The 12,353-nt window shown below is 44.9% G+C and carries 13 protein-coding genes; 10 read left to right on the top strand and 3 right to left on the bottom strand.

All coding sequences use genetic code 11. The annotated features are described in order from the left end of the window. Positions 1-59 precede the first annotated feature (59 nt). Genes J7M13_01010 through J7M13_00985 form a run of 6 tightly spaced genes read left to right on the top strand, consistent with a single transcriptional unit; the run spans position 60 to position 6,287 of the window. Positions 60-881: a polyprenyl synthetase family protein gene (locus tag J7M13_01010; protein ID MCD6362573.1), complete on the top strand. Its 822-nt coding sequence runs from the start codon at positions 60-62 to the stop codon at positions 879-881. After that, positions 835-2,628 carry a 1-deoxy-D-xylulose-5-phosphate synthase gene (locus J7M13_01005; protein MCD6362572.1) on the top strand — a complete coding sequence of 598 codons (1,794 nt, stop codon included), beginning with the start codon at positions 835-837 and terminating at the stop codon, positions 2,626-2,628. Before J7M13_01010 ends, J7M13_01005 begins: the two co-directional genes overlap by 47 nt. Further along, positions 2,606-3,406: a TlyA family RNA methyltransferase gene (locus J7M13_01000; protein ID MCD6362571.1), complete on the top strand. Its 801-nt coding sequence runs from the start codon at positions 2,606-2,608 to the stop codon at positions 3,404-3,406. The genes J7M13_01005 and J7M13_01000 overlap by 23 nt, the downstream gene beginning before the upstream one ends. Next, entirely contained in the window at positions 3,367-4,242 is an 876-nt protein-coding gene (locus J7M13_00995) for an NAD(+)/NADH kinase (protein ID MCD6362570.1), read from the top strand. The genes J7M13_01000 and J7M13_00995 overlap by 40 nt, the downstream gene beginning before the upstream one ends. Then, entirely contained in the window at positions 4,235-5,857 is a 1,623-nt protein-coding gene (recN, locus tag J7M13_00990) for a DNA repair protein RecN (GenBank protein ID MCD6362569.1), read from the top strand. Before J7M13_00995 ends, recN begins: the two co-directional genes overlap by 8 nt. Position 5,858: 1 nt before the next feature. Then, entirely contained in the window at positions 5,859-6,287 is a 429-nt protein-coding gene (locus J7M13_00985; protein MCD6362568.1) for a hypothetical protein, read from the top strand. Between the two features lie 329 nt (positions 6,288-6,616). Here J7M13_00985 and J7M13_00980 read toward each other — a convergent pair whose 3' ends face one another. The 3 genes from J7M13_00980 to J7M13_00970 form a co-directional block, all read right to left on the bottom strand. Next, positions 6,617-7,411, bottom strand: coding sequence for a hypothetical protein (locus J7M13_00980; protein MCD6362567.1), 795 nt, complete (start codon positions 7,409-7,411; stop codon positions 6,617-6,619). 65 nt (positions 7,412-7,476) lie between these two features. Beyond that, entirely contained in the window at positions 7,477-8,094 is a 618-nt protein-coding gene (locus J7M13_00975) for a lysine exporter LysO family protein (GenBank protein MCD6362566.1), read from the bottom strand. Then, entirely contained in the window at positions 8,091-8,366 is a 276-nt protein-coding gene (locus J7M13_00970; protein ID MCD6362565.1) for a LysO family transporter, read from the bottom strand. Before J7M13_00970 ends, J7M13_00975 begins: the two co-directional genes overlap by 4 nt. Positions 8,367-8,536: 170 nt before the next feature. Between J7M13_00970 and raiA the strand changes: the two genes are divergently transcribed. The 4 genes from raiA to cobC all read left to right on the top strand — a co-directional run. After that, complete coding sequence (gene raiA / locus J7M13_00965) at positions 8,537-9,064, top strand: ribosome-associated translation inhibitor RaiA (protein MCD6362564.1); 528 nt, start codon at positions 8,537-8,539, stop codon at positions 9,062-9,064. Between the two features lie 15 nt (positions 9,065-9,079). Beyond that, positions 9,080-10,165 carry an alanine--glyoxylate aminotransferase family protein gene (locus J7M13_00960; GenBank protein ID MCD6362563.1) on the top strand — a complete coding sequence of 362 codons (1,086 nt, stop codon included), beginning with the start codon at positions 9,080-9,082 and terminating at the stop codon, positions 10,163-10,165. Next, a complete protein-coding gene (locus J7M13_00955) occupies positions 10,158-11,741 on the top strand; it encodes a phosphoglycerate dehydrogenase (GenBank protein MCD6362562.1) in 1,584 nt (527 codons plus the stop codon). Before J7M13_00960 ends, J7M13_00955 begins: the two co-directional genes overlap by 8 nt. Beyond that, positions 11,738-12,353: alpha-ribazole phosphatase (cobC, locus tag J7M13_00950; protein MCD6362561.1), on the top strand; the 616-nt coding region annotated here is incomplete at its 3' end. The genes J7M13_00955 and cobC, both read left to right, overlap by 4 nt.

The raw sequence follows: 12,353 nt of genomic DNA, 5'->3' as shown, positions 1-12,353 counted from the left end.
GCCCTTATTGCTATTGAAAGGAGGAGTGAGCCCGATTGTCTATCGATAGAAAGCTCTCCATGATAAATGGTTTTCTTGAGAAACTGTTAAGCGATAGTGCTGTTCCATCGCTTCTCCTTGAGGCTATGAGATATTCGGTTTTCCCGGGGGGTAAGAGATTCAGACCCCTTCTAACCCTTTCTGCATGTGAAGCTGTGGGGGGAGATATATCGAAGGCTCTTCCGGTTGGATGTGCGATAGAGCTTATTCACAATTACTCTCTCATTCATGATGATTTGCCTTGTATGGATAACGATGATTTTAGGCGGGGTAAACCATCGGCGCATAAAAGGTTTGGATGTGGAATTGCTCTTCTTGCGGGAGATGCTCTTTTAACATATGCTTTCGAAGTATTGGGGAAGTGGCTTTCCGGAAGTACACTTAAGCGAGTTTTGATTGAAATTGCGAGCTCTTCGGGACCTGCTGGTATGGTTGGGGGTCAGCTTCTCGACATCACAGAAGGGAAGATAGAAGATATTCACGCTAAGAAAACGATGGCTTTAATAAGGGCTTCTGTGCGATGTGGTGCAATAGTGGGAGAGGCTTCCGGAAATGAACTTCATCTTCTTACGGAGTATGCTGAAAGACTTGGAATTGCCTTTCAAATAGTGGATGATATATTGGACTTCGGTAAGGAGGAGAGGCTCACTTATCCAGCGGTTTATGGGATTTCTGACTCAGTGGCGGAAGCCGAAAGACTTATTGAGGAAGCTCTTTCACTGGTGGAACTCTTTGGAGAGGGGGGTAAGGATCTCGTTGAGCTCGCTCTTATGGTAAAAAGGAGGATGGAGAAAGTTGATATTGGAGAGCGTGAGAACGATCGAAGATCTACGAAGACTTAGCAGGGGAGAGCTTGAGCTTCTCGCCTTTGAGATAAGAAGGCTAATAGTTGAAGTTGTGGGAAGGAATGGTGGGCATCTCGCTCCGAATCTTGGAGTGGTGGAGCTCACTATAGCTCTTTTGAGGGTGTGGGATCCATTTAAAGACTATATTCTATGGGATGTTGGTCATCAGTGCTATCCGTTTAAGATATTAACGGGTAGGAAGGAAGCCTTCCACACCTTGAGAAAAAAAGGAGGGCTTAGCGGCTTTCCTAATCCGGCTGAGAGCTCAGCAGATAGATTTATCGTAGGGCATAGTGGAACTTCTCTCTCTTGGGCACTGGGGCTTGCCATTTCTGGGAAGCGTGAAGTAGTTTCCATCATAGGAGATGCCTCTTTAATGTCTGGCATGGCACTTGAGGCGTTGAACCATATAGGAAGCTTAAAAAGGAAGCTGGTAATAATACTTAACGATAATGAGATGGCTATAGGGCCCAGGGTAGGTGCTATAGCATCTCATTTGACCCGCTTGCGGACTGCCTCTCGCTGGCTTGAGCTAAAGGGGGAGATACGCTCCCTTCTTGAGGGGCTTCCGTTTGGAAAAGCGGCGGAAAGCGCGCTTGAGGAGATTAAAGAAAGAGTGAGAAAACTCCTTCTTAAGGGCTCTATATTTGAGGAACTTGGCTTGATTCATTGGGGTCCCATAGATGGTCATGATATTGGACTTCTTGAGGAGGTTTTTAGAAGCACCAAACAAGTTGACAAGCCTGTTGTTGTTCACGTTCTCACCAAAAAGGGTATGGGGTATGAACCTGCCGAACGTGATCCTGAGAGGTTTCACGGTACCCCTCCATTTCTGATAGAGATAGAAAGAGGGAAAGGGGAGAGCTTTAGTCATGTGTTTGGAAAGACTGCTACGGAGCTAGCTTCTCGTGATGGCAGAGTAGTTTGCCTGACCGCTGCTATGAAGAAGGGCACAGGGCTTGAGGAGTTTGCTCGTACTTTTCCTTCAAGATTCTTTGACGTTGGCATAGCGGAGCAGCATATGCTCGGGCTATCAGCGGGTCTCGCGAGAGGAGGATTAAGACCTGTGGTTGCCATATATTCGACTTTTCTTCAGAGAGCCTATGATCAGGTTATACACGACATAGCTCTTCAGAAGCTTCCTGTAATTATCGCTGTGGACAGAGGGGGCTTGGTGGGAGATGATGGTCCTACTCATCATGGGGTTTTCGATATCGTCTTCCTAAGATGTGTTCCAAATATTATTATAGCGTGTCCCAGAAATGGCGTTCTTTTGAGGAATATGCTTCATACGGCATTAGATTCCTCACTTCCTTTTGTGGTAAGGTATCCGCGCGGGAAAACGGATGAAACGCCTGATTGGACGAAAGCTCCGGAGAAGGTAGAAATTGGCAAGGGGGAAATTCTAAGGGAGGGAGCGCGAGGCGTTGCCTTTTGCCTGGGGCCTACCTATAAGTTTGCCATGAGTCTTGAAGGCTTTGAGGTTGTTGATCTTAGGTTTGCGAAGCCTCTTGACGTGGAGTTAATCATCAGTGAGGCTGAGAGATTTAAGAGAGTTTATGTCTTTGAAGAGGGGGCGAGGATGGGGGGCATAGGTGAAGAGATTGCGACGATTATTCTCTCTAAGGGAATAAAGCTTAAGGAGTTTGAGATCTTTGCACTGCCTGATAAATTTATTGAGCATGGGGAGAGGAGTGAGCTTCTTGAGGAGTATCTCGTCTCTGAAAAAGGAAAGAATAGATAAGCTCCTCGTTTTAAAAGGGTTTTTCGAGAGCAGGGAGAAGGCTCAAAGGGCGCTTATGGCGGGGTTAGTTTTTGTGAATGGGAGAAGGATAGAGAAAGCAGGGGATAAGGTACCTCCTGACGCTGAGATAAAGGTTAAAGGTAGTGAGTGCCCTTATGTGAGCAGAGGAGGATTGAAGCTCAAGAGGGCTTTGGATCACTTCGAAATATCGCTTGAGGGAAAGATCTGCCTTGATGTCGGAGCTTCAACTGGTGGCTTTACCGATTGCATGCTCAAGGAGGGAGCTCGCAAAGTTTACGCTGTAGATGTGGGGTATGGTCAGCTTCACTGGAAATTAAGAAACGATCCTCGAGTGATACTCATGGAGAGGACCAACGCAAGGTACCTTTCCCGCGATCTCGTTCCCGATGAGATAGATTTTTTTGCCATAGATGTATCTTTTATATCGGTTAAGAAAATTCTTCCTGCAGTTGAGGGGCTTCTTACTGAGGATGCTGAAGGCGTAATTCTCGTTAAACCCCAGTTTGAGGCAGGGAGAAGGTGGGCAAAGGGTGGGGTGGTGAAAAGTGCAGAGATTCATGAGAGTGTAGTGAGGGATCTTGCGAGTTTTGTCTTATGTAGGCTTAGGCTTAATCCCTTGGATCTCACTTACTCGCCTATAAAGGGCCCTAAGGGTAATATAGAGTTTCTGCTGTATGTAGGTTTTAGAGATTCCCATTTAAAGGAGGAGATGATAACATCGGTTGTAAAAGAAGCTCACGAGCAGCTTGGGGGTTAATAGTAAATCCGCAGAAGGGTGAAGCCGCGCGGGAGGTAGCTCTCGGTATAATATCTTGGCTGGAGGAAAGAGGTGTTAGCGTCTTTCTTCTGCCAGAGGGAGGAGCTTTTTTAAAAAGGGAGGATATTTCCCTCGAAGAGAGAGCTTTTGCTTCTTCAATTAGCGTTGCCCTTATTATAGGTGGTGATGGCACGTTTCTTAAAGCGTCGAGACTTCTGGCTCCATATGGGGTTCCCATGCTGGGGATTAACTTGGGCAGACTTGGTTTTCTTGTTTCCGAGAGTATTCCCACACTTGAGGTCGCTCTTACTAAGGTTATAGAGGGAAAGTATGAGATAGAGGAAAGGATGATGCTTGAAGCTCAATTCAAGGGGGAGAAAATACATGCGCTCAATGAATTTGTGGTTATGAAGGGGGCATTCGCGAGGATAATAACGCTTAAGGTGTTTGTCAATGGTGAATATCTCGCTTCTTATCCTGCTGATGGAGTCATAGTGTCTACTCCCACGGGATCAACAGCTTACTCTCTTGCTGCGGGTGGTCCTATACTTGAGCCAGGTCTTCCCGCAGTGGTTCTAACGCCGATATGTGCGCATACATTTTATGCCAGGCCCATAGTCGTTTCTTCTTCTTCCTCAGTCAGAATAGAGGTTGAGGCGGATCATGAGGATATAATGCTAACTCAGGATGGGCAGGCTGGTTTTAGGCTCTCCCCTGGTGATGAGATACATATAGCAAAAGCACCATTTTCAGCGTGTATAATCACATTCAAAGGTAGAAGCTTTTTTAAGCTCCTAAGGAAAAAGCTCAAGCTGGGAGTGGTTCCGGGTGATTAGAGAGCTTAGGATAAAGGATTTCGCCATAATAGACGAGCTGGAAATAGAGTTCCATCCTCATCTTACCGTTTTAACAGGTGAAACGGGTGCGGGGAAGTCGATAATAGTAGGGGCTTTGTCTCTTCTTCTGGGAAAGAGGGTGGGGGGTGAGGTCGTTAGAAGCGGAGCTAAAAAAGCTGAGATAGAAGCACTATTCGAGGATGAAAGCGGAGAAGAGATAATTTTAAGACGGGAAGTGTATTCTGAGGGAAGAAGTAGGGCGTTCTATCAGGGAAGAGGGGTTCCGGTGGGGTTCCTTAGGGAAAAGGCTTCTTCTCTGTTTGAGATTCACAGCCAGCTTGAGCATGGGTGGATACTGAAGGAATCTAATCAGCTTAGCTCTCTGGACAAATTTGGTGGAGAGGCATTTATGGAAACGCTTAAGAGGTATGAAGAGCTTTACTCCGCTTATCTGGCAAAGAAGCGGGAGCTTGAAGAGATATTATATAACCTAGGTGAGCTTAGGCGAAAGAGAGAGGAGATATCCTTTTTCTTAAGCGAGATAGATTCGGCATCGCTTAAAGAGGGGGAGGAGGAAAAACTTATTGCAAGGAGAGAAAGACTTCTTAATCTTGAGGAGCTTGCAAGCTCTTTAAGAGAGGCGCTTTCTCTTCTCGAAGGGGGGGAATGGGGAGGAGGGATCATAGAGAGGATAGGCGAGCTTAAGCGGTTGCTTTCGAAGATAGCCCACTATGAGAATGAGATGCTCCCATTTTTAAAAGAAATGGAGTCCTTTCTATCGTTCTTGATGGAACTTGAGAGTGCTGTTTCGAGAAAGCTCGATTATCTGGGGCTTGAAGAAGGGAATCTTAATGAGGTTGAGGAGAGGCTTTCTCTGATAAGGAGATTAAAAAAGAAGCATGGTGTAGATAACATTTCGGATCTTCTTAAGCTGGCTTCTGCATGGAAGGAGGAACTAAGCGAGCTAAGGGAAGTCGAGGAGAGGACCCAGGAAATTGAGGAGGAGGTAAATCTTCTTTTTAGAGGGCTTAGAGAGCTTGCCCGTGAGATTTCGTATGAGAGAAAGAAGCTTGCTAAGCTTCTCGAGAGTGAGGTTAAGGATGTTTTAAGGAAGCTTGCCATGGGGGAAATCCTGTTTAAGATAGATATTAAGCAGGGGGAACTTGGCCCTCGCGGTATTGATGTGGTGAGATTCCTTATGGCTCCTGCTTCGGGTGAAAAGTTGAAGAGCATAGGTGAGATTGCCTCTGGTGGGGAGATATCACGATTAAGCTTTGCTTTAAAGTGTGTTATATCAAGAAACTACGGGATTCCCACACTCATATTCGATGAGATAGATGTAGGAATCGGTGGAGAGGTAGGGAAAATGCTCGCGGAGGAGATAAAGAAGCTTTCTTCGGGAAGGCAAGTTATATGTATTACTCATCTTGCTTCGATAGCTTCTAAGGCAGATTATCATTACTTTGTGGATAAGGTAGTTGATGAAGGGAGCGTTAAGAGCAGGGTCAGGTTGCTGACCGGCGAGGAAAGAATAAGAGAGCTTGCGAGAATGCTCTCCGGCAGAGCATCGGATGCTGCCTTAAGGCACGCAAGGGAGCTTTTGGAGGGAGGTTAAAATGGTTGAGGAGCTTAAATCTAAGCTTGAGGAAGCGTTCGGAAAGGTAAGATGGGAAAACGTTTCAAGCGTGGAAGGGCTGGCACTTAATCTTCCTGATTTAGTGGTCTGTATGGGTATAAAAGGTGGAAAGGAGCTTATTCTTGGCTTTTCCAGGGATTTAATATCTCGGATTCTTTCAAAAAAGCTGGAATGTGATCCAGCGCTTGTGGGAGAGCGGGAGATAGTTTCAGAGGTGAAAAATCTCGCTCTAAATATAACTCGTGATCTAAGAGATATTGTAGTTCCTCCTCCGGTGGTTTTGAAAGGAACTTTCATGGAGCTTATGGTGCATAAAGCAAAGATAACCGCATGCTCGGGGGCAGTCTCTGATCGCGGGGGATTATTCTTGGGGATAGTGGAACCTCAGGAAAGCTCTTCCCAGTCGTAAGGTTAGCTCGTAGTTTCCAGGGGGAAGAATAACCAAAGTTGGTTTCATCTCTAAATAGGCCTTTTCTCGAATAAGAGGAAATGTTCTTGTTTCGCTTTCCTGCGAGTCAATTTTCCTGATCGTTAGCTCTCCTTGGGTTTTCGATAATCCCCCTGCGGGAAAAAGCCATCCTTTTAAGATAAAAGCATTTATATCTCCGCTTGCTAACGGGAGTATTTGACAAGCATAGCTTCTTGTCCCATAGCTTAGGGGAAAATGGATATTCGAAGGGAGAGCGTTAAGAGTGAATATGGTGGCTATTGCCGTTAGATGAAGGAACTTTCTTAATATCATAGCTCGTAAGACCAGAAATACGCTATACCCTTTTCTTTGAGCAGCTCTTCAATAACAGGCGAGAAATCATGAGCCACCATTATGAGAAATACCTCTTTTCCCGTATGTCTTGCTATTTGCTTGGCATGTTTCTCGAATCGCGCTATTTCCTTCTTCGATGGCCTAACCTTACATTCTCCTAAGATCAAGATCTCACTGCCGTTCTTTTTCGCTTCTCCATAAATGTTTACTTGTACTTCCTTGGTTCTAATGGAGATATAGCGTCTAATGAGTCTATCCTTTATCTTGATTCCGAATCTTTCTACAAGAAGCTTTGGTAGGGCTTTGTAGGCAGAGTTTTCTAATGAGTAGCCTACAGAATTTGATATGCCTTCGAGTCTTTCTTCCACCTTTTCAAGTCTTTTCTCGAAGGCACTCATTCTTTGTGTTAGTTTAGCTATTTCTTCTTCGGTTTTTCTTTGGGCTTCAGCGAGTTTATTGACGGTTTCTTCGAGTTTAGCGAGTCTTTCTTCTGTTTTGATTTGGGCTTCTTCGAGTTTAGCGAGTCTTTCTTCGAATGTATCCATTCGCTTGGTTAGTTTAGCTATTTCTTCTTCAGTTTTCTTTTGGGCTTCAGCGAGCTTATTGATAGCTTCCTCGGTTCTCCTTTGTGCTTCTATAAGTTCCCTGAATTCCTTTTTGGTAACGGATTCTTCACGATGATGCTCAATTTCCTCTATAAGAGAAAGAAAAAGCCCGCGCAGCTTTGGATCCACTCCTTCAAGCTTTTTCCAGAACGCCACACTTATCATTCTTTTTTCCTCCTTTCAGGAGGGATTATACCTTATTTCTCTCCTACTCTCAACCGCTGAGTACTTCACCAGCCGAGGGCATAAAGAAGGCGGTAAATAGTTGGAACTAAAAAAGGCACAAGTATGGTTATTATAACACCTGAGGCAAAAGATAGCACACCTATTTCCTTACCCACGCTTTTTATTATGAAAGGAAGTGCAGTATCCATAGCCGTTGCTCCAGCAGCTCCAACACAACCCGCTTTACCCCATATTTTCGCTATTATAGGCATACCAACGATGACGATAAGCTCTCTCAAGAGATTTGAGAGGAACCCTACGAGGGCCTGTGATGGTCCCGCTACCTCTTTTAGCATCAAAGTGGTGATGCTATAGTATCCACTTCCAGCAGCTGAGGCAACTCCTGTTGAAAACGGTGTACCCGTGAGGATTGAAGCTATTGTGCCTCCCAGTATGCTTCCTGCAAGTCCAGCAAATGCTATAGCGAAAACCCTTCCCTTAAGCTCGCTTAGGCTTTCCCAAAGCCTTTTCTCTCTACCCATGTCTATTCCTATGACGATGAAGAGCGCAAATAAAGTTAACCTTATGGCTGACGAGTTAAGCTCAATCACGCTTTTAGATATGATACCTGAATATCCTATGAGCATGCCGATAGCAAGGACTAAAAGAGGTTTTAAATTCATGCTTCTCCCCTCTTCCCGCTGATGAGCTTACTGAAATAGGCGCTTCCCGCTATCGATAGAAGCGCTATCGCTATGGCTTTCACACCAATACTTCCCATGTTTTTCAAAACTTCTTTATAGGTACCAACTTCAATTCCTATAAGGAGTATCAAAATATATATTACTACTGTGAGGGCTTTGTCTATTCTATTTATAAGCCAATCTGGTGCTAATTTCTTTTTGCCTATAATTATTCCAAGTGCCAAAGTTAAAGCAAATAAAGCTATATCCATTGCGGTTCCCCCCGATGCCTTTGCAAATAAGCTTGTATTATGGTATCATGAACGCCGATTTAGAGCAAACGCTCTCCTTAGGGGTTATCTTTAAATATGGCGGTTCTCTGTGATATACTACTATACACTTCCAATCAGTTTTATAGTTTCGAAAGGGGGGGACTAACCCAATGCAGGTTAGAATTACCGCAAGAGGCGTGGAGGTGCCTGATTTACTGAAAGACTATGTCGAAAAGAAGCTGTCGAAGATGAAACGCTACTTTGACAGGATACTTGATGCGAGCGTTGTGCTCGAGATGGAGGGTAATACCCCTGCGGTTGAAATTACTTTGGACGCGAATGGCGTTATATTAAGAGGGGTTGAGAGAGCGGAGTCTTTTCAAGCAGCGCTTGATCTTGCAGTCGATAAGATAGAAAAACAGCTTAGAAGATATAAAGATAGACTTTCTAAGAAGTATAAAATGAGCATTCCACCAGAAGTTATAGAGGAAGCGGTTGAGGAACATCCTGAAGAAGAGCCCAAAATCGTTAAAGTTAAGAGATTTCCTTTAAAGCCTATGTTTCCTGAGGAAGCGGTTCTTCAGATGGACCTTCTTGGTCATGACTTTTTCGTATTTATAAACGCTGAGACTAACCAGGTTAGCGTCGTTTATAGAAGAAAAGATGGAAACTATGGGCTTATAGAGCCTGAGCTTTAAGGCAGGCTGAGGGGAATGAGAGATATACTGCTTGTACCAGGTCCTACACCTCTGCCCGAGAGGGTTAGAGGATCTATGTTTAGGGACGTTATAAGTCATAGAGGAAAGGAGTTTGGCGCTCTTTTAAGTGGTATTCAGGAGAAAATTAAGAAGGTTTTTATGACATCGAGGCCCGTTTATATCTTCCCGGGGACGGGAACAGGAGTGCTTGAATGCGCTCTCTTTAACCTTTTCAAGCAGGGAGAGAAAATATTATCGGTATCTAATGGAGTTTTCGCTGAAAGATGGGCTGAGATAGCTAGGAGAATGGGGCTTGACCTTGATGTTATAGATTTCCCGTATGGTAGTGGCTGGGACTTAAACGCGCTTGAGAAAAAGCTTAAGTCAGCTGTCTACAGTGGAATTCTTTTGACTCACAATGAAACATCAACTGGCGTCTTAAATCCGCTTAGGGAGGCTGTTTTCCTTATAAGGAGAGTTTTACCTGAAACCTTGATCTGTGTGGATGCGGTTAGCTCTCTTGGAGGAGCCCCACTTAAGATGGATGAGTGGGGGATAGATGCGGTTTTAACGGCTTCGCAAAAGGCGCTTATGACCCCGCCAGGACTCGCGTTCGTGGCGATTAGCGAGAGAGCCTTAAAAAAAGCTCAGACCATATCCTCTCCAAGCTACTATTGGGATATCAAGCTTGCCGATGACTATCTTAGAAAAGAGCCGATGCAGACCCCCTATACGCCTGCTGTTAGTCTCCTTTATGCGCTTGATGTAGCTTTGGATTTTCTTCTCGAAGAAGGTTTGGAGGAATCCTGGAAGAGGCATAATGCTCTTGCTCGGTTCGTGAGAACCGGGCTCAGAGAAATGGGATTTGAAATTCTGCCCCCAGAGGAGTGTGCTTCTCCTACGGTTAGCGCGGTAAAAATTCCAGAGGGAATCGGTTTTTCCCATATAAAGGAAAGTCTTGCTAAGAAAAATATCGTGATTGCTGGAGGCCAGGGGCGCCTTAAGGGAAAGATCTTCAGGGTTGCTCATATGGGATATGTGGGGAAAAATGAGATGGTGGCATTTCTGCATGCCTTAAAGGAGGTAGTTGAAGGTGTATAAGATATGGATAACGGATGATCTCGATGAGGTGGGTATAGAGTGGCTTAGGGAAAAGGGAGCGGAGGTTGAGTATAATCATCCAACACCTGAGGAGCTTCTTGAAAAGGTCGGGAAATTTGATGCTCTTATCGTTAGAACTGCGACCAGAGTTACCGAGGAGGTTCTCTCCAGAGGAGTTCCTAAGCTTAAGGTTGTAGGTAGAGCTGGCGTTGGGGTGGATAATATAGATACTGATGCTGCGACCAGATATGGGGTTCTTGTGCTTAATGCTCCATATGGCTATAGGATATCAACTGCTGAGCTCACGCTGGGGCTTATGCTTGCTCTTATAAGACACCTTCCCAAGGCTGATTCTCTGATGAAAAGTGAGAAATGGGCGAAAAGAGAGCTTTTGGGGACTGAACTTTATGGGAAGGTTCTTGGAATAGTTGGTGTTGGAAGGATAGGGAGACAGGTTGCTATAAGAGCTAATGCTTTTGGAATGAAAGTTCTCGGTTATGATCCGTATATAAGGCAGGAGGATGTTGAGAAATACAATGTTAGACTTCTTCCTTCCCTTGAGGATCTTCTCGCCCAGGTTGATATCTTGACACTTCACGTTCCTCTGACCGAGGAGACAAAATACATGATAGGAGAGAGAGAACTGAGGATGATGAAGAGAGGAGCTTACCTTATAAATTGTTCAAGAGGGAAGGTAGTTAAGGGAAGCGCACTTTACAAGGCAATAACAGAGGGTCATATAGCAGGAGCAGCTCTTGATGTTCATGAGGTAGAGCCACCGATCGATTGGTCTCTAATCAAGCTCCCACAGGTTATAGCTACGCCTCACATAGGCTCTGCAACCTGTGAAGCCCAACAGAAAGTCGCTCTTGAGGTAGTTGAGCAGGTCTGGATGGCTCTTCAAGGTGGACCGGTAAGATCCTCCGTTAATATGCCCTCGGTTCCTCCCGAAGTTTATGCTTGCTTGAAGCCCTATCTTTACCTTTCGGAAAAGATGGGGAAGTTCGCCGGTCAGTGGATTAAGAGACCCGTTGATGAGATTCGCATCATTTACATGGGAGATGTGGCTAAGCTTCCATACTCACTTATCACTGCTTCTTTTGTTAAGGGGCTTCTTGATCCGGTTTTGGGAGAACCCGTTAACTACATAAACGCCGTGCATATGGCGAATGAGAGGGGAATTTCGGTGGTCGAGTCTTTAAGCGATGGCGGAGGAGAGTTTACCGACCTCATGAAGGTTGAGATTAAAGTTGGAAAGGAGTATTATGAAATAGCAGGAACATTAGTCGGGAGGAACATTCCCAGGATAGTAGAGATAGATGGCTTTAAGGTTGATGTGGAGCCTAAGGGGAATATAATTCTGACGCGTCATCATGATAGACCTGGGATGATAGGTAGGATAGGAATGATACTTGGAGAGAGAAACATAAATATAGCTAACATGTATGTTGGGAGAAAGGAGAGAAGAGGGGAAGCAGTCATGACGCTCTGTGTTGATGAAAAGGTACCTCCTGAGGTGTTGGAGGAGATCAGATCCATAGATGGCTTTGAAAGGGTGGATTTCATATCGCTATGAGGATTATAGTGGTTAGACACGGGGAGACAGATTGGAACAAGGAAGGCAGGTATCAGGGCAAGCTTGATATCCCCCTAAATGATAAGGGTAAAAGACAAGCTGAGATGCTGGCTAAAGCTCTGTCAAGTTATAAAATAGATGTCATCTACTCGAGTCCTTTAAAAAGAGCGCTTGAGACCGCTAAAATCATTGATCTTGAACATCGTGCTCCCATATTTGTGAGAGATGAGCTTAAGGAGATATCTCATGGCAGGTGGGAAGGGCTTCTTTTAAGCGAGGTTAAGCAGACTTACGGTGAGCTCTATAAAATGTGGAAGAGGGAACCAGAGAAGGTTGTTATGCCTGAGGGCGAGAGCTTAAAAATGGTATACGATAGGGTTAACCCATTCCTTGAGGAGCTTAAAAAGCGCTATAGGAGTGAAACCATTCTGATAGCTGGGCACGATGGTGTTAACAAGGTTATATTCTGTGCGCTCCTTGAGCTCCCTCTTTCGTATTTCTGGAGGTTTAAGCAAGATAATGCAAGTTTCTCTATCCTTGAAACAATAAGTGAGGATGGGAAGTTCTGTCTAAGGCACTTCAACGATATTTGCCACCTGAGCTCTCTCGGTG

It is taken from the genome of Synergistota bacterium (genome assembly GCA_021159885.1).
In the GTDB taxonomy this organism is placed as follows: Bacteria; Synergistota; GBS-1; order GBS-1; family GBS-1; genus AUK310.
Note: the sequence above shows the minus strand (reverse complement) of the source record. Positions and strands in the feature narration are given on the sequence as shown.

Excerpts from the sequence above, each read along its gene's own strand:
- J7M13_00960 (MCD6362563.1), top strand. The coding sequence starts at position 9,080 with ATGAGAGATATACTGCTTGTACCAGGTCCTACACCTCTGCCCGAGAGG.
- J7M13_00975 (MCD6362566.1), bottom strand. The coding sequence starts at position 8,094 with ATGAATTTAAAACCTCTTTTAGTCCTTGCTATCGGCATGCTCATAGGA.
- raiA (MCD6362564.1), top strand. The coding sequence starts at position 8,537 with ATGCAGGTTAGAATTACCGCAAGAGGCGTGGAGGTGCCTGATTTACTG.
- J7M13_00985 (MCD6362568.1), top strand. The coding sequence starts at position 5,859 with ATGGTTGAGGAGCTTAAATCTAAGCTTGAGGAAGCGTTCGGAAAGGTA.
- J7M13_00980 (MCD6362567.1), bottom strand. The coding sequence starts at position 7,411 with ATGATAAGTGTGGCGTTCTGGAAAAAGCTTGAAGGAGTGGATCCAAAG.
- J7M13_01010 (MCD6362573.1), top strand. The coding sequence starts at position 60 with ATGATAAATGGTTTTCTTGAGAAACTGTTAAGCGATAGTGCTGTTCCA.
- J7M13_00970 (MCD6362565.1), bottom strand. The coding sequence starts at position 8,366 with ATGGATATAGCTTTATTTGCTTTAACTTTGGCACTTGGAATAATTATA.